Origin of the sequence: Pseudomonas sp. K8 (genome assembly GCF_014889455.1) — a bacterium.
Classification (GTDB): Bacteria; Pseudomonadota; Gammaproteobacteria; order Pseudomonadales; family Pseudomonadaceae; genus Aquipseudomonas; species Aquipseudomonas veronii.
Genome location: NZ_VJWO01000004.1, coordinates 123,192 through 139,568, shown reverse-complemented (window position 1 = coordinate 139,568; position 16,377 = coordinate 123,192). Strand labels below are relative to the sequence as shown.

13 protein-coding genes are annotated in these 16,377 nt (G+C 61.7%); 4 read left to right on the top strand and 9 right to left on the bottom strand.

Features of this window, described 5'->3' with window-relative positions; all coding sequences use genetic code 11:
- Together INT12_RS04770 and INT12_RS04765 are read left to right on the top strand one after the other, a co-directional pair.
- Positions 1–3,066 carry an efflux RND transporter permease subunit gene (locus INT12_RS04770; protein ID WP_169883770.1) on the top strand — a complete coding sequence of 1,022 codons (3,066 nt, stop codon included), beginning with the start codon at positions 1–3 and terminating at the stop codon, positions 3,064–3,066.
- A gap of 2 nt (positions 3,067–3,068) precedes the next feature.
- A complete protein-coding gene (locus INT12_RS04765) occupies positions 3,069–3,662 on the top strand; it encodes a LysE family translocator (protein WP_193039384.1) in 594 nt (197 codons plus the stop codon).
- 475 nt (positions 3,663–4,137) lie between these two features.
- Here INT12_RS04765 and INT12_RS04760 read toward each other — a convergent pair whose 3' ends face one another.
- From INT12_RS04760 to plsB, 3 genes are read right to left on the bottom strand one after another with little or no spacing between them, the layout of a single operon-like run.
- Positions 4,138–4,827, bottom strand: coding sequence for a DUF4197 domain-containing protein (locus INT12_RS04760; RefSeq protein ID WP_017844721.1), 690 nt, complete (start codon positions 4,825–4,827; stop codon positions 4,138–4,140).
- A gap of 27 nt (positions 4,828–4,854) precedes the next feature.
- The gene (locus INT12_RS04755) at positions 4,855–5,256 is read right to left on the bottom strand and encodes a YbaY family lipoprotein (RefSeq protein WP_017844722.1); all 402 of its coding nucleotides are present in this window, start codon (positions 5,254–5,256) and stop codon (positions 4,855–4,857) included.
- A 50-nt stretch (positions 5,257–5,306) separates the two neighbouring features.
- Positions 5,307–7,826, bottom strand: coding sequence for a glycerol-3-phosphate 1-O-acyltransferase PlsB (gene plsB, locus INT12_RS04750; protein ID WP_193039385.1), 2,520 nt, complete (start codon positions 7,824–7,826; stop codon positions 5,307–5,309).
- 180 nt (positions 7,827–8,006) lie between these two features.
- On the opposite strand from plsB, the gene INT12_RS04745 reads away from it, so the two are divergent.
- Positions 8,007–8,216 carry a cold-shock protein gene (locus INT12_RS04745; protein ID WP_017844724.1) on the top strand — a complete coding sequence of 70 codons (210 nt, stop codon included), beginning with the start codon at positions 8,007–8,009 and terminating at the stop codon, positions 8,214–8,216.
- Between the two features lie 143 nt (positions 8,217–8,359).
- Here INT12_RS04745 and INT12_RS04740 read toward each other — a convergent pair whose 3' ends face one another.
- From INT12_RS04740 to INT12_RS04725, 4 genes are all read right to left on the bottom strand, one after another.
- The gene (locus INT12_RS04740; RefSeq protein WP_046490163.1) at positions 8,360–8,737 is read right to left on the bottom strand and encodes a hypothetical protein; all 378 of its coding nucleotides are present in this window, start codon (positions 8,735–8,737) and stop codon (positions 8,360–8,362) included.
- Between the two features lie 71 nt (positions 8,738–8,808).
- The gene (locus INT12_RS04735; RefSeq protein ID WP_017844726.1) at positions 8,809–9,618 is read right to left on the bottom strand and encodes a putative RNA methyltransferase; all 810 of its coding nucleotides are present in this window, start codon (positions 9,616–9,618) and stop codon (positions 8,809–8,811) included.
- Positions 9,618–10,769, bottom strand: a complete 1,152-nt coding sequence (dapE, locus tag INT12_RS04730; protein ID WP_108525949.1) for a succinyl-diaminopimelate desuccinylase — start codon at positions 10,767–10,769, stop codon at positions 9,618–9,620. Before dapE ends, INT12_RS04735 begins: the two co-directional genes overlap by 1 nt.
- Before the next feature lie 226 nt (positions 10,770–10,995).
- A complete protein-coding gene (locus tag INT12_RS04725; protein ID WP_193039386.1) occupies positions 10,996–13,587 on the bottom strand; it encodes a glycosyltransferase in 2,592 nt (863 codons plus the stop codon).
- 218 nt (positions 13,588–13,805) lie between these two features.
- On the opposite strand from INT12_RS04725, the gene tcdA reads away from it, so the two are divergent.
- Positions 13,806–14,615, top strand: coding sequence for a tRNA cyclic N6-threonylcarbamoyladenosine(37) synthase TcdA (gene tcdA, locus INT12_RS04720; RefSeq protein WP_026139765.1), 810 nt, complete (start codon positions 13,806–13,808; stop codon positions 14,613–14,615).
- 89 nt (positions 14,616–14,704) lie between these two features.
- Here tcdA and INT12_RS04715 read toward each other — a convergent pair whose 3' ends face one another.
- A complete protein-coding gene (locus INT12_RS04715; protein WP_193039387.1) occupies positions 14,705–15,145 on the bottom strand; it encodes a SufE family protein in 441 nt (146 codons plus the stop codon).
- A complete protein-coding gene (locus INT12_RS04710) occupies positions 15,142–16,347 on the bottom strand; it encodes an aminotransferase class V-fold PLP-dependent enzyme (protein ID WP_079442985.1) in 1,206 nt (401 codons plus the stop codon). The genes INT12_RS04715 and INT12_RS04710 overlap by 4 nt, the downstream gene beginning before the upstream one ends.
- Between the last annotated feature and the right edge of the window lie 30 nt (positions 16,348–16,377).

Genomic DNA, 16,377 nt, shown 5'->3' with positions numbered 1-16,377 from the left:
ATGGGTTTCAATCTTTCCGAATGGGCGTTGCGTAATCGCCAGATCGTACTGTTCCTGATGATCCTGCTGGCGGTGGTCGGCACTTTGTCCTACACCAAGCTTGGGCAAAGCGAAGACCCGCCGTTCACCTTCAAGGCCATGGTGATCAAGACCAATTGGCCCGGTGCCACGGCCCAGGACGTGTCGCGCCAGGTCACCGAACGCATCGAGAAAAAGCTCATGGAGACCGGTGAGTACGAGCGCATTGTGTCTTTCTCGCGCCCCGGCGAATCCCAGGTCACCTTCATCGCCCGCGATGCCATGCGCTCGGCGCAGATTCCCGAGCTGTGGTACCAGGTGCGCAAGAAGATCAGCGATATTCGCCAGACCTTGCCGCCGGATATCCAGGGACCGTTTTTCAACGATGAATTCGGCACCACCTTCGGCAATATCTACGCCCTGACCGGCGACGGCTTTGACTATGCCGTGCTCAAGGACTACGCCGACCGCATCCAGATTCAACTGCAACGCGTGCCGGATGTGGGCAAGGTCGAACTGCTCGGCCTGCAGGATGAGAAGATCTGGATCGAGCTGTCCAACCTTAAACTCGCCACGCTCGGCTTACCGCTGGCCGCTGTTCAACAAGCGCTGCAGGAGCAGAACGCGGTCTCCACTGCCGGCTTCTTTGAAACCCCGACTGAGCGCGTGCAACTGCGGGTGTCGGGTAACTTCAAGAGTGTGGAAGAGATTCGCAGCTTCCCGATTCGTGTAGGCGACCGAACCTTCCGTATTGGCGATGTGGCCGACATCCACCGTGGCTTCAATGATCCGCCGGCGCCGCGCATGCGCTTTATGGGCGAAGACGCGATCGGTCTGGCCGTCGCCATGCACGAGGGCGGCGACATTCTGGTGTTGGGCAAAGCCCTCGAAGGCGAGTTCGCACGCCTGCAGAAGAACCTTCCGGCGGGCATGCAACTGCGCAAGGTGTCGGACCAACCGGCGGCGGTGAAAACCGGTGTCGGAGAGTTCGTCCGGGTACTGGCCGAGGCGCTGGGCATTGTCTTGCTGGTGAGTTTTTTCTCCCTCGGTATACGCACTGGCATGGTCGTGGCCCTGGCGATTCCGCTGGTGCTGGCGATGACCTTTGCCTGCATGTACTACCTCGGCATCGGCTTGCATAAGATCTCCCTCGGCGCGCTGGTGCTGGCCCTGGGCTTGCTGGTGGATGACGCGATCATCGCCGTGGAAATGATGGCGATCAAAATGGAGCAGGGTTACGACCGCCTTAAAGCGGCCAGTTTTGCCTGGACCAGTACCGCGTTCCCGATGCTGACCGGTACGCTGATCACGGCGGCCGGCTTCCTGCCGATTGCCACCGCGCAATCGAGTACCGGTGAATACACCCGTTCGATCTTCCAGGTAGTGACCATCGCGTTGCTCGCCTCGTGGGTCGCGGCCGTGGTGTTCGTGCCGTACCTGGGCGAAAAACTCCTGCCGGACTTGGCGAAAATTCATGCGGCTAAACACGGCGCTGACGGTCCCGATCCCTACGGCACACCGTTCTACCAGCGTGTCAGACGTTTGCTGGAGTGGTGTGTCAGTCGGCGCAAGACCGTGATCGTGCTGACGCTGCTGCTGTTTGTCGGCTCGGTCGCACTGTTTCGTTTTGTGCCGCAACAGTTCTTCCCGGCTTCCGGCCGCCTGGAGTTGATGGTCGACCTGAAACTCGCCGAGGGCGCGTCCCTGAGCAACACCGCTGGCCAGGTCAAGCGCCTGGAAGCCCTGCTCAAGGAACACGCCGGCATCGACAACTACGTGGCCTATGTCGGCACCGGTTCGCCGCGCTTCTATCTGCCCCTCGACCAGCAACTGCCGGCCGCCAGCTTTGCGCAGTTCGTGGTGTTGGCCAAGTCCATCGAAGAGCGCGAAAGCCTGCGCATCTGGTTGATCGAAACCCTCAACGAGCAGTTCCCCGACCTGCGTTCACGGGTCACACGCCTGGAAAACGGCCCGCCCGTGGGTTACCCGGTGCAGTTTCGCGTGACCGGCGAGCATATCGACGAAGTCCGTGCCCTGGCGCGCAAAGTGGCGGCCAAGGTGCGCGAAAATACCCACGTAGCTAACGTGCATCTGGACTGGGAGGAACCGAGCAAGATCGTCTACCTCAATATCGACCAGGACCGTGCGCGCGCCCTCGGTGTGAGTACCGCCAACCTGTCGAAATTCCTGCAGAGTTCTCTGACCGGCGCCAGCGTCAGCCAGTACCGGGAAGACAACGAGTTGATCGAAATCCTTCTGCGCGGCACTGTCCATGAGCGCACTGAACTGTCGCTGCTGCCGAGCCTGGCCGTGCCGACCGACAACGGCAAAAGCGTCGCGCTGTCGCAGATCGCCACCCTCGAATACGGCTTCGAGGAAGGCATCATCTGGCACCGTAACCGCCTGCCCACCGTAACCGTGCGCGCCGACATCTACGGCAAGGAACAACCGGCGACCCTGGTTCAGCAGATCCTGCCGACCCTCGAAGGCGTGCGTGCCGAACTGCCGGACGGCTACCTGCTGGACGTCGGCGGTACCGTCGAGGACTCGGCCCGCGGGCAGAATTCGGTCAAGGCCGGTGTGCCGCTGTTTATCGTGGTGGTGCTGACGCTGCTGATGCTGCAACTGCGCAGCTTCTCACGCACGGTAATGGTATTTCTCACGGCGCCCCTGGGGCTGATCGGGGTCACGCTGTTCCTGCTGGTGTTCCGCCAACCCTTCGGCTTCGTGGCCATGCTCGGCACCATCGCCCTGTCAGGAATGATCATGCGCAACTCGGTGATTCTGGTGGACCAGATCGAGCAGGACATCAAGGCAGGGCTGGCGCCGTGGCAGGCGATTATCGAAGCCACTGTCCGACGCTTCCGGCCGATTGTTCTCACAGCCCTCGCGGCGGTACTCGCGATGATCCCGCTGTCACGCAGTGTGTTCTTCGGGCCGATGGCAGTGGCGATCATGGGCGGGTTGATTGTGGCGACGGCATTGACCCTATTGTTCCTGCCGGCCCTGTATGCTGCGTGGTTCCGAGTGAGGAAGGACGTCGCGTAATCATGCTGGCCACTGTTTCAGCCTTAGTGTTGTTGTTGCTCGCCCCCGGCCCGACCAATACCCTGCTTTTGCGCGCTGGGGTGTTGTTCGGGTTTCGGGCTTCGTGGAAGCTGGTCTTCATCGAATGCCTGGCGTACCTGTTGCAAGTGACGCTGTGGGGTGTGGCGTTGCTCTACCTTTCGGTATACGCCCCATGGGCCGTGAAATTGACGCAGTTGGCCGCTGGCGCTTACTTGCTTTTGGTTTCGTATCAGTTGTGGTTGCGCGAAAAAGCTCAGGCCGCTGTAAACCAGGATCGATTCACCGGCTTGTCCTTTTTCTGGTTGACGGTGATGAATCCCAAGGGGCTGTTGATTGCCTCGTTGATCGCGCCGATCAATACCTTTATCCACTGGGCGGGTTACCTGGTTTTCATGAGCACCCTTGCACTGGTCGTGCTGCCAGTAGGCGCGGCCTGGGTAGCATTCGGTGCGGGAATCGTCGGGCGTCAACCGGGTTGGTTGAGTGCGCTTGCGATTAATCGGGTCGCCGCCATCGCCATCGGTTGTTTTGCCACGGTTCTATTGAGGCGCCTGGCCGATTCTATTTTCAACTGACGCGAGGCAGTATTTCACACGCAGGACGGAACCATTTTTGCCCTTGCTTCCACACAGGATTAGTCGACCGAGCGGTTCCCGCGTATGAGATGCGGGGCAGTGAGTTGGCGCTAATCTGAATAGGAAGGAGTGTGTATGCTTTTACTACCTTTGCTGGCGTTACCGATGCAAGTCGCGGGCTCGATGCTTGGGCTGGGAAATATGTTTGGACAGAATCAGCCAAACACCAATCGCGATATCAATATTAATATCAACAACGATAGCCATAACTTCAATGCGTCGTCGTCCAGCTCTCATCACTCACACATGTCTCACGGTGGCGCCCGACGAGCGTCGCACATCCACTATTGAGCCTACTCATCGACGCTGCCGGGCGTGAGCGTGCGGCGCCTGGTTCGGGGGCCTGATAGACGGTTCGGCGAAAAAAAGGCCCTGACATCGTCAGGGCCTTTTTTTCAGCTCAGGTCGCGTGGCGTTACAGCGCGCCAAACACCTTCTTTGCCAGACTGGTCGCCGCTGCCGCCGGGTTTTTGCGAATGGTCTCTTCCTGCTGCGCAATCATCTTGAACAAACCATCCAGCGCTTGTTCGGTTACATAGTTTTCGACGTTGGCACTTTTGGCATCGACCGCGCCAAACGCCGCGGCCTTGCCGGCCAGGGCGTTGTACTGCTGCGCCACGCCGACCTTGTCGGTGGCGGCCTTGACGATCGGCAGGAACTTGGCGCGGATGGCTTCGCGGCTGCTTTTGTTCAGGTACTGGGTGGCCGAATCCTGGCCGCCGGTGAGAATGCCCTTGGCATCGCTCACGCTCATGTTTTTCACCGCGTTGACCAGGATTGGCTGGGCCTGGGTCACGGCGGTTTCGGCGGCTTTGTTCATGCTGGTTTCCAGCTGCTCGACCTGGTCACCCATGCCGAACATCTTCAGCTTGTCGGCAACTTTGCCCAGTTTTCCCGGCAGGCCGATCTTGACGTCGGGGTTGTTGCTGAAACCACCCGGTACACCCAGTTGTTTCACGGCGATCTGTGCGCCTTGGGTCAATGCATCTTTGAGGCCGCCGGCGGCGTCGCCCTGGGACAGGCTGCCAAGATCCAGGGCCATGGCGTTGGCACCGAGCAGCAGGCCGGCGCACAGGGCGGTGAGACGAAGGGAATTACGGAGCATGGGCGCTTCCTTATAATCTGCAAATAATCAGTGTGCGACCGCATCAACCCGCAGGCGCAGCGGTTGAGCGTCTTGGCCATTGAGTTGCACAGGGTGCCGCTCGGTGGTGATGAACAGTAGCTTGCCCTCCACTTCGATGCGAGCGCTGACCGAGTAACTGTGGCCCGGCTTGACCTGGGCCGGGTCATAGCTCAAGTGGAACGGCAATGGCACCTGGCCTTTGACCGGGCCTTTCTGTTCGGCCAGGGTCACGGCCGGCGCGTCCATCAGCGATACGTCCTGCAGGCTGACGCTCAAGATGGCTGTCGGCGGCAGCGCGATGCGTTGCAGGTAGAACACTTCGCCATCGAGGCTGGCCTTGGGCGCGGGATTCATGGAATGGCAGGCGCCGAGCAGGGCGGTCAGGCCCAGGAGGATGATCTTTTTCATGGTGCAGCTCCTTTTCAACGGCGCCGTAACCCAGCGACGCCTTATTCAATTTAGCGGCTTTCTTCCGGTTTGCGGGCTTCGGCTTCGACCGGCGCTTCGGCCGCGCCGTCGACGCGGTGCAGGGCAACCTGGCGGATCGACAGGCGAATCTCAGCCGGCAGCACCCGTTTCGCCGCGCCTTCAGCCAGTTCGCCGAGCAGGTCGTGATAGCTCAACTTGCCGGCTTCGTCGCGGCGCAGCACATCTTGCTCCAGCAACGTCTGAATAAAATGTCGGAAAAGGCTCTTGTCGAAGAACTCCGGGGCATTGAGGCCATGCAGGATCGATAGGCGCTGGGCCATGATCGTACACAGGTCTTCCAGCTCTTCGGCGCTGATGCTGTTCTGGCCGCTGTTGAGCAGCAGCGAAATCGCCATGTAGAAGCGTTGCAGGGTCTGGGCGATGCTTTTGGACAGCAGTGTCAGCAGCACAAAGTGCCGCGAACTCGGCGCCGGGCGCAGGTACACGTTGTTCTCGAAACGCAGCAGGCCTTGTTCGACAAACGCCTCCAGCCACTGGTCGATCACCGTGTCCAATTCCTCCAGCGACCAGCGGATAAACAGCTCTGACTGCAGGTATGGGTACAGCGCACGGGTGTAGCGCAGAATCTGCTCGTGGCTCATCCGCGAGCTGCTCTGGAAGAAGCTCGCCAGCAGCGCCGGCAAGGCAAAGATATGCAGCACGTTGTTGCGGTAGTAGGTCATCAGGACGGCGTTCTGCTCGTCCAGGTACAGAATCTTACCGAGGGCATCGCTCTGTTCCGACAGCAGGTTCATGTCCTTGACGTGCTTGATCAACGCCATGCCATCCCCTTCGGGCAGGGTGGTATGCGGCGAGTAGGGCACCCGGCGCAGCAGCGCCAGGTACAGGTCCAACTGGCGGGCCATGGCCTGTTCGTCCAGGGCCAGGCGCGTGGTCGACAGCAGCGCCAGGGCCACCAGGTTCACCGGGTTGATCGCCGCCGCTTCGTTCAAATGGCGCGCCACCCGCTCGCCGAGGCGGTTGGTGGTTTGGTTGAGCCACGCCGGTTTGTAGTGCGGGCCCAGTTCCTGGGCGCGCCAGCCCGGTTGTTCGGCGTCGAGGAATTGCGCCAGTTTGATCGGTTCGCCGAAGTTGACCGCGACCTGGCCAAAGCGCTGCTTGAGCGCACCGATCACCTTGAAAATATCGAAAATCGACTCTTTTTTCTTGCTCGCGCCGCGCAGCTCACCGAGGTAGGTACGGCCTTCGAGCACACGCTCGTAACCGATATACACCGGCACGAACACGATCGGCATGCGCGAGGAGCGCAGGAAGCTGCGCAACGTGATCGCCAGCATGCCGGTTTTCGGTTGCAGCATGCGCCCGGTGCGCGAGCGTCCGCCTTCGACGAAGTACTCCACCGGGAAACCCTTGGTGAACAGGGTGTGCAGGTATTCGTTGAACACCGAGGTGTACAGCGGATTGCCCTTGAAGGTGCGGCGCATGAAAAACGCACCGCCGCGGCGCAGCAGGCTGCCGATCACCGGCATATTCAGGTTGATGCCGGCGGCGATGTGCGGTGGGGTCAGGCCGTTCTTGAACAGCAGGTAGGACAGCAGCAGGTAGTCGATATGGCTGCGGTGGCAGGGTACGTAGATCACCTCGTAACCCTGGGCAACCTGTTGCACACCCTCGATGTTATTGACCTTGATGCCGTCGTAGATCTTGTTCCAGAACCAGCTCAGCACCACTTCCAGGAAGCGGATCGCGGTGTAGGTGTAGTCCGAGGCGATTTCGTTGCCGTAGCGCAGGGCCAGGGCCTTGGCTTTTTCCGGGCTGATCTTCTCGCGTTCGGCTTCATCGAGGATGGCCTGGCGTACCAGCGGCATATTCACCAAGCCCTTCACCAGGTTGCGGCGGTGGGACAGGTCGGGGCCGATCACTGCGGTTTTCAGGTTGCGAAAGTGTACGCGCAGGATGCGTTGGGCCATGCGAACGGTGCGTTCGTGGCCTTTATTGTGCTCGATCAATTCACGCAGGTTGATAGGCGCGGAGAATTGTACGCGGGTCTTGCGCCCCAGGATCAGGATGCTCAGCAGCCGGCGCAGCCGCCCGGTGACGGCCCAGCTGTCGGCGAACAGCAGTTTCCATGGGCTGGACTCGCTGTCGGGCGACTGCCCCCAGAACACGCTGACCGGAATGATTTGTGCATTCTCTTGTGCGTGTGCGCTGAGGGTATTGACCAGGCGGGTCAGGGTCGGCGGCGCGCCGCGTTTGTCCTGGCGGCCGAGCCAGTCCGGCTCTGGCGTGAGGTAGAAGAACGCCGCGGGTTCCAGCAACGGCCCGACCGCTACCGGCAGCACCGGGCGCGGCAGGCCGGCCTTGGTGCACTCGGTATCGACCACGGCCAATTCGGTGAGGGAGGGTGATTGCAGGACGTAGAACACCGGCCGGCTGCGGTCGAGGTTAAGGGTAAGGGACGACTGGTTGATCGTCTCTGAGCGAACCCAGAGGTACAACAGTCGGCGCAAGGTGCCAAACACCAGACGGCGGAACGGGGAGCGGGTCATAGGCGAGCTGCTTCAAGTGGAAAAAACCGAGCAGGTGCTCGGGTGGGTAGTGTGCCGTATTCACCGAAAATCGGCAAAAAAGCAGCGATGTAAAGTTGGGTTGATCGTTTTTGAGCCTGTCTTATACTCGGCAGTTCAACGCGACCGACTCGACAATAACAATCATGTGGGAGTGAACAGATGACAACGCGCGAAACCGGTAATGTGAAGTGGTTCAACGATGCCAAGGGATACGGCTTTATTCAGCGTGAAGACGGCAAGGATGTGTTCGTACACTACCGCGCCATCCGCGGTGAAGGGCACCGTTCCCTGGCCGAAGGCCAGCAGGTGGAATACGCCGTGGTGAGCGGCGAGAAGGGCTTGCAGGCAGAGGATGTGGTGGGTTTGTAATGCGGGTTTTTGTTACACCGTAGAACCCATGTGGGAGGGGGCTTGCTCCCGATCGCGTTGGATCAGTCACTAAATGTATTGACTGGCCCACCGCGATCGGGGGCAAGCCCCCTCCCACATTTGATTGGGTTCACACATTCAGATCAGGTGGTTTTCCAGGTGATCTGTTCTTCACCGTCTTCGCTGATGCGAATCCAGGTGTCGGCGCTTTCCTCGCCTTCTTCCTCAACCCAGCTGCCCGGTGCGCAACGCACTTCGACGTTCAGCGCGGCAAAGGCGGCGCGGGCGCAGGCGATGTCGTCTTCCCACGGGGTCTGATCGCTTTCCAGGTACAGGCTGTTCCATTTGCCTACCGCCTTGGGCAACCAGGTGACAGGCACGTCGCCGGCCGTGCACTTGTAGGTCTGGCCGCGCTGGACCCAGGCGGTGCAAGGGCCAAGGGCGGCGCCCAGCCAGGCGGCGATGGCCTTGTGGTCGACGTCGGCGTCCTTCAGGTAAATCTCGATATCAGGTTGGCGCATGGATGTTCCTCGTTGCGGGATTCGAAAATCCATTCGCGGATTCAGGGTGGGCGGAGTGCCCGAAAAGTCGGTTATTGAAGCACGAAATAATCGTAGCGCATTGATACGCTGACCCGCAGCGGCTCGGCATGCTCGATCACCTCGGTGCGGCGCTCGGCGCTGGCGCGCCAGCCGTGAGGGGTCATGGCCAGCAGGTTGGCACGGTCTTTCGGGTCCGCCAGGCTCAGCGTGAACTCGAGGGTTTCGCTGTGCGCAAGGCTCATGCCGTCCGGCACCAGGGCCAGGTGTTTGTCGTCGGTGTACTCGCGCACTTCGTCGTACAGGCGCTCGCGCAGCTCCATCAGGTGACCGCGGGTCGGGCCGACTTTCATCAAGCCGCCGCCGGGGCTGAGCAGGCGTTTGGCCTCTTGCCAGTCCAACGGGCTGAACACGCTGGCGAGAAACTGGCAGCTGGCATCGGCCAACGGCACGCGGGCCATGCTGGCGATCAACCAGGTCAGCGCCGGGTTGCGCTTGCACGCACGCTTGACCGCTTCCTTGGAGATATCCAGGGCATAGCCATCGGCGTGGGGCAGGGCGTCGGCGATTTGTGCGGTGTAGTAACCCTCGCCACAACCGATGTCCACCCAGCGCTGCGGTGCTTGTTGCGCGGCCAGTTGCGCCAGGCGCTTGGCCACCGGGGCGTAGTGGCCGGCGTTGAGGAAGTCGCGGCGCGCCTCGACCATGGCGAGGTTGTCGCCCGGGTCGCGGCTGTTTTTGTGCTGCACCGGCAACAGGTTCAGGTAACCCTGGCGCGCGCGGTCGAAACGGTGTCCGACCGGGCACGCCACGCCATTGTCCACCGCGTGGAGCGGTGCGCTGCAAATGGGACAGGCCAGCATCAGGCGAGCAACTTGATCAGGGTCTGGTAGTAGATCTCGGTCAGCACGTCGAGGTCGCTGGCCAGAATGCGCTCGTTGACCTGATGGATCGTCGCGTTGACCGGGCCCAACTCGACCACCTGGGTGCCGAGGGTTGCGATGAAGCGCCCGTCGGACGTACCGCCGCTGGTGGACGCCTGGGTCTCGCGACCGGTGACCGCCTTGATGCTGGCGGACACCGCATCGAGCAAGGCCCCCGGTTCGGTGAGGAACGGCAGGCCGGACAGCGCCCAGTCTACGTGCCAGTCCAGGCTGTGTTTGTCGAGGATCGCGGCAACGCGCTGTTGCAGGCCTTCCACGGTGGATTCGGTAGAGAAGCGGAAGTTGAACACCGCTGTCAGGTCACCGGGGATCACGTTGGTCGCGCCGGTGCCGGCGTTGAGGTTGGAGATCTGGAAGCTGGTCGGCGGGAAGAAGGTGTTGCCGTCGTCCCAATGCTCGGCGGCCAGTTCCGCCAGTGCCGGGGCAGCCAGGTGGATCGGGTTCTTCGCCAGGTGCGGGTAGGCCACGTGACCTTGCACGCCGCGCACGGTCAGGGTAGCGCCGAGGGAGCCGCGCCGGCCGTTCTTGACCACATCGCCGACCAGGCTGGTGCTGGACGGTTCGCCGACGATGCACCAGTCCAGACGCTCCTTGCGCGCGGCCAGGCGTTCGATCACGGCCTTGGTGCCGTGGTGCGCCGGGCCTTCTTCATCGCTGGTGATCAGAAAGGCCACCGAGCCCTTGTGGTCCGGGTAGTCCTGCACGAAGCGCTCCGACGCCACCAGCATCGCCGCCAGGCTGCCTTTCATGTCCGCCGCGCCGCGGCCGCAGAGCATGCCGTGGTCGTCGATCAGCGCGTCGAACGGATCGTTCTGCCAGGCCTGTACCGGGCCGGTCGGGACCACGTCGGTGTGGCCGGCAAAGCACAGCACCGGGCCGTCGTGCTTGCCGTGGGTGGCCCAGAAGTTATCTACGTTTTCGATACGCATCGGCTCAAGCTGGAAACCGGCGTCGCCCAGGCGCTGCATCATCAGCTTCTGGCAATCGGCGTCGATCGGCGTCACCGAGGGACGGCGGATCAGGTCGATGGCAAGTTGAAGGGTCGGCGAAAGGTCGGCATGGGCCGTCATGGGAAACTCCGGAAATCGAGGCGGCGACGTTCTAATTGACTGTAGGAGCGAGCTTGCTCGCGAAAAACGCAAGAGCACCGCGTTCATTCAAGATGTTCGCGTGATCGTTGACGATTTTCGCGAGCAAGCTCGCTCCTACAGTGATATGTGCAAGGCTTACAAAACGGCCGTTATCTTATAGCAAAACGGCGGCCAGAGGCCGCCGTTTAGTGCATTGCACACGTTTTTACAGCGCGGTGGCCGGCTCTGCCTTAGGCGCCGGTTTCGGCAGCGACGACAGGAACGCCATGATCAACGCCGCCACATACGGCAGCGACTGCACCAGCAGCATCACCACCCAGAAGCGCATGTCGGCGCTCGGCAGGCCCTGCACCAGGTAGATCCCCAGCGCCGCGCCCCACAACAGCAGCATGATGAACATCTCTTCGCGGGCTTCGGAAATCGCTACCCAGAAGCCGTGGTTATCCGCGTTTTTCGGTGTACGAAAGAACGGAATGCTGGTGGTGAAGAAGCCATACAGCACCGCTTTGGCGATGGTGTGGGACAACGCCAGGCCGGCCAGCGCCGCACAGAACGCATCCTTGAGGTTAACCCCCACGGCACGACGGTACAGGAAGATGATCTTGCCCACCTTGAACACGAACAACGCCAACGGCGGGATCGCGAAAATCAGCAACGGCGGGTCGACCCGGGTCGGCACGATGATCATCGCCGCCGACCACAACAGCGCGCCGACGGTGAAGAAGATGTTCATGCCATCCGCCACCCACGGCAACCAGCCCGCGAGGAAGTGGTAGCGCTGGCCACGGGTCAGCTCGGTGTCCTTGCCGCGCAGCAGGCTGGCGGTGTGACGCTTGATGATCTGGATCGCGCCATAGGCCCAGCGGAAACGCTGTTTCTTGAAGTCGATGAAGGTGTCGGGCATCAGGCCCTTGCCGTAGCTTTCGTGGTAATACGCGGCCGACAGGCCTTTCTCGAACACGCGCAGGCCGAGTTCGGCGTCTTCGCAGATGCACCAGTCGGCCCAGCCCAGCTCTTCGAGCACCGAGCGACGGGTCATGGTCATGGTGCCGTGCTGGATGATCGCGTCGCGGTCGTTGCGGGTGACCATGCCGATATGGAAGAAGCCTTTGTATTCGGCGTAGCAGAGCTTCTTGAAGGTGCTTTCGTTCTGGTCGCGATAATCCTGCGGCGACTGCACCACGGCGATTTTCGGGTCGGCGAAGTGCGGCACCATGTGCTTGAGCCAGTTCGGCGACACGCAGTAGTCCGAGTCGATCACCGCGATCACTTCGGCATCCTTGGCGGTGTGCGGGATCAGGTAGTTCAACGCGCCGCCCTTGAAACCGGCCAGGGGCGCGACGTGGAAGAACTTGAAGCGCGGGCCCAGGGTTGCGCAGTAGTCGCGCACCGGTTCCCACACCGCCGGGTCCTTGGTGTTGTTGTCGATGATCAGGACTTCGTAGTCCGGGTAGTCGAGGGCGGCCAGGGCATCGAGGGTCTGTTTGACCATCTCTGGCGGCTCGTTGTAGCACGGCACATGGATCGACACTTTCGGGCGGTAGTCCGAGTCCCCCACGACCGGCAGGAATTCACGCCGACGTTTGTGGGTCCAGACCGCTTCCGCCAGTTCATGGGCTTCGGCCAGCAGCACGATAAACACGCCCAGGGCGCCGAGCGCCAGGAGGAAGCCGACCGTCAGGCTGAACCAGGTGCTGTATTGCTGGCTGTAGTCGTAGCCGATCCACACCAGCACCGAACCGCACAGGAACGCGATAAAGGTCAGGAAGGTCCGACCGCGTTGGCGCAGGGCCGAGCCGTCGATCATCAGCAGGATCAATGACAGCAGTGCAAGCACCACCGAACCGATGGCCAGCACGCGCCATTGCGGGATCGCGACCACCGGTCCTTCGAAGTTGAATTTCTGCTGACGCGCGGCGTTGTACACGCCCCAGTAGGCGCCGACCGAGCCTTCGTCGCTGGCTTTCCACGGTTGGTCGAAGGCCTCGATCACGAAGTAGTTGAAGCCCTGGCGGTTCAGCTTGTTCACCAGCGTGCGCAGGTAAATTGCCTGGTCGGCGGGAGACGCATCAGCACCGCCACGCATGCGGCCGTTGCTCGGCCAGCCGACTTCCGACAGCAGCAGCGGCTTTTTCGGGAAGGTCTTCTTCAGATCCCGTGCGCGGTCGAGTACGAATTGGCCCGCCTGGTCCACCGGAATATGTTCCCAGTACGGCAGGATGTGCGCTGCGATCAAGTCGACATGCTTGGCCAGTTGTGGGTTGTGCTCCCAGATGTGCCATTGCTCGGAGGTGGTCACCGGCACCTTGACGGCCGCGCGCACGCGATCCAGCAACACGATCAGTGCTTCGGGGGTGATCTCTTTACGGAACAACGCTTCGTTGCCGACCACCACACGCACGACGCTGCGCGAGCTGTTGGCGATCTCGATGGCGCGCTGGATCTCGCGTTCGTTGCGTTCCAGGTCCGGGCTGATCCAGATCCCCAGGGTGACGCGCAGGCCGAACTCTTCCGCCAGCTTGGGGATGTCTTCCAGAGTGCCGTCGACCGAGTAGGTCCGGATGTTGTCCGTCAACTTGCTCATGATCTCCAGATCGCGACGCATCTGGTCGTCGGTCGGGTACTGGTCTTTCTGTGGGTACTGGCCTTGTTGAAACGGCGAGTAGGAAAAACCGGAGATCTGTTCAGGCCAGTTGGGGGCAGTGACCGGGCGGTTGATCAGCGCCCAGAAGCCGGTGAACAGCGCGGCAATTGCCAGCACCACCACCAGGTTGAGTCCAAATTTACGCGATGACATGGCTATTTCGGGTTCCAAAAGGTGTGGAACGAAAAGAGGTGTCGGCCTACGCCGAACGGCGCGCATCCTACACCGGCCCTTCCCTGAGCGTACAGCAGACTGAGAAAAGCCGGACGTTAGTCCGCGAATCTCCAGCTAAGTTCTTTACGTGTATCGCGAAGTTTCGAACTTGTCCTGGCAAAGCCCTATAATGCGCGCCGGTTTTTGGGGTAATGGTCATGAGTACAGAAGATCCGCGGTTTGCAGGCGTCGCCCGCTTGTATGGCATTGAAGGCCTGGAGCGCTTGAAAGCGGCCCATGTGGCGATCGTCGGCGTCGGCGGCGTAGGCTCATGGGCGGCGGAAGCCATCGCCCGTTGTGGGGTGGGCGAGATCTCGTTGTTTGATTTGGATGATGTCTGCGTCAGCAACAGCAACCGTCAGTTGCATGCCCTCGACAGCACCGTGGGCAAGCCCAAGGTCGAGGTGATGGCTGAGCGCCTGCGCGGTATCAACCCGGACTGCACGGTGCATGCCGTGGCGGATTTCGTGACCCGCGAGACCATGGCCGAGTACATCACCCCCAACATCGACTGCGTGATCGACTGCATCGACGCCGTCAACGCCAAGGCGGCACTGATCGCCTGGTGCAAGCGCCGCAAGATCCAGATCATCACCACCGGCGGCGCTGGCGGGCAGATCGACCCGACGTTGATCCAGGTCTGCGACCTGAACCGCACCTTCAACGACCCGCTCGCCTCGAAAGTGCGCTCCACCCTGCGCCGTGACTATGGCTTCTCGCGCACGGTGACCCGCCATTACAGCGTGCCGTGTGTGTTTTCCACCGAGCAACTGCGCTATCCGAAGCCGGACGGCAGCATCTGCTTGCAGAAGAGTTTTGTCGGCGACGGCGTGAAGCTGGACTGCGCCGGCGGGTTTGGCGCGGTGATGATGGTGACGGCTACCTTCGGCATGGTGGCGGCGACCAAGGCGGTGGACAAGATCGTGGCCGGGGTGCGCCGGCCTTCCGATCGGGTCAAACCTTCTTGAATCTCAAGGCCTTGCACCATTCAAATGTGGGAGGGGGCTTGCTCCCGATAGCAGAGTGCCAGTCACTGAATACATTGACTGAACCACCGCTATCGGGGGCAAGCCCCCTCCCACATTGGGTTTTGTGTACGGCTTAGTTCGCGCATGCGCTGCAGCACGGCGTTCAGGCCATTGCTGCGCGACGGCGACAACTGGCGGGACAGCCCCAGTTGATTGAACCAGTCCGGCAAGTCGACCGCCTGCAACTCGGCGGCCGACAGCCCGTTGACCCGCGCCAGCAGCAACGCCACCAGCCCGCGGATCATGCGCGCTTCGCTGCTGGCGGCGAACTGCCAGTGGCCGTCGGATAACCGCCCGACCAGCCATACCAGGCTCTCGCAGCCCTGCACCAGATTGGCCTCGACCTTGTCTTCGTCCGCCAGTGGCGGCAGCCGCTCGCCCCATTGCATCAGCAGACGTGCGCGTTGCTCCCAGCTGCCCACCGCCTGAAACGACTCAAGCGCGCCGACAGCCTCGGCCGGCAGGCTCATCGCAGCATATCCAGGGCCTGGTCCAGCGCTTCGAAGAATCGCTCCAGATCATCGGAATTGTTGTACAGCGCCAGGGACACGCGAATCGCTCCCGACAAGTGCATCGCCTTGAGCAGCGGCATTGCGCAATGATGGCCGGCGCGCACGGCAATACCCTGCTCGGTCAGCAAGTGCGCAAGATCGGCGTTATGCACGCCTTCCACCACAAAACTGACCAACGCCACCTGCGGCGCGCCCAGTACGCGCACGCCATTGCGCGCTTTCAGCCCGCGCAACAGGTACTCGTGCAGGGCGGCTTCGTGGGCGATGAGCGCCGGTTGATCCAGTGAATTGAGGTAATCCAGGCTGGCGCCCAGGCCGATCACGCTGGCAATCGGTGGGGTGCCGGCCTCGAACCCCAGCGGCGCGGGGCGGAAGCTGGCGCTGTGGTAATCGGCCTGTTGCACCATTTCGCCGCCGAACTGCCAGTGGCGCAGCTGTTGCAGGGCTTGGGTGCGGCCGTACAGCACGCCGACGCCGTCCGGGCCGTAGAGTTTGTGGCTGGAAAATACGTAGAAGTCGCAGCCCAGGGCTTGTACGTCGTGGCGGCCATGGACGATGCCCTGGGCGCCATCGACCACGGTCAGCGCGCCCTCGGCCTTGGCCATGGCCAGCAAGGGTTCCAGCGGCTGCCAGGTGCCCAGCACGTTGGACAGTTGGCTCACCGCCAGCAGGCGCGTGCGCGGGCCGATCAGCGTGGCGGCGGCCTGAAGGTCGATCATACCGTCGTCGCCAACCGGCAGGATCACCAGTTCCAGCGCGCGACGTTTGGCCAGTTGCTGCCAGGGCAGCAGGTTGGCGTGGTGTTCCAGGGCGCTGATGACTAGTTCATCGCCCGCATTGAATAAGTGCTCGAGGCCATAGGCCAAGAGGTTCAGCGCCGACGTCGCGCCATGAGTGAAGACGATGTGCCCGCTGTCTCCTGCATTCAACCACTGCGCGACCTTGTTGCGACTGTCCTCGAAAGCCTGGGTCGCGTGGGCGCCCGGCAAATGCTGGGCACGGTGAACGTTGGCGGCGCCATTGGCGTAGTAATGGCTGATCGCGTCCAACAGGGCTTGAGGTTTTTGCGCGGTGGCGGCGCTGTCCAGATAGGTCTGGTCTTGCCGTTGCAGAGCGGCGATGGCCGGAAAGTCGACGCGCCAGGGAGAGGGCACAAGCATGGTGTTCAAGACTCGTATAAACGGGCCCCA

Bases quoted from the DNA above. Each gene is read 5' to 3' on its own strand.
- INT12_RS04710 (WP_079442985.1), bottom strand. From the start codon at position 16,347: ATGCTTGTGCCCTCTCCCTGGCGCGTCGACTTTCCGGCCATCGCCGCT.
- INT12_RS04735 (WP_017844726.1), bottom strand. From the start codon at position 9,618: ATGCTGGCCTGTCCCATTTGCAGCGCACCGCTCCACGCGGTGGACAAT.
- INT12_RS04740 (WP_046490163.1), bottom strand. From the start codon at position 8,737: ATGCGCCAACCTGATATCGAGATTTACCTGAAGGACGCCGACGTCGAC.
- plsB (WP_193039385.1), bottom strand. From the start codon at position 7,826: ATGACCCGCTCCCCGTTCCGCCGTCTGGTGTTTGGCACCTTGCGCCGA.
- INT12_RS04765 (WP_193039384.1), top strand. From the start codon at position 3,069: ATGCTGGCCACTGTTTCAGCCTTAGTGTTGTTGTTGCTCGCCCCCGGC.
- dapE (WP_108525949.1), bottom strand. From the start codon at position 10,769: ATGACGGCCCATGCCGACCTTTCGCCGACCCTTCAACTTGCCATCGAC.
- INT12_RS04755 (WP_017844722.1), bottom strand. From the start codon at position 5,256: ATGAAAAAGATCATCCTCCTGGGCCTGACCGCCCTGCTCGGCGCCTGC.
- INT12_RS04760 (WP_017844721.1), bottom strand. From the start codon at position 4,827: ATGCTCCGTAATTCCCTTCGTCTCACCGCCCTGTGCGCCGGCCTGCTG.
- INT12_RS04725 (WP_193039386.1), bottom strand. From the start codon at position 13,587: ATGTCATCGCGTAAATTTGGACTCAACCTGGTGGTGGTGCTGGCAATT.
- INT12_RS04715 (WP_193039387.1), bottom strand. From the start codon at position 15,145: ATGAGCCTGCCGGCCGAGGCTGTCGGCGCGCTTGAGTCGTTTCAGGCG.
- INT12_RS04770 (WP_169883770.1), top strand. From the start codon at position 1: ATGGGTTTCAATCTTTCCGAATGGGCGTTGCGTAATCGCCAGATCGTA.
- tcdA (WP_026139765.1), top strand. From the start codon at position 13,806: ATGAGTACAGAAGATCCGCGGTTTGCAGGCGTCGCCCGCTTGTATGGC.
- INT12_RS04745 (WP_017844724.1), top strand. From the start codon at position 8,007: ATGACAACGCGCGAAACCGGTAATGTGAAGTGGTTCAACGATGCCAAG.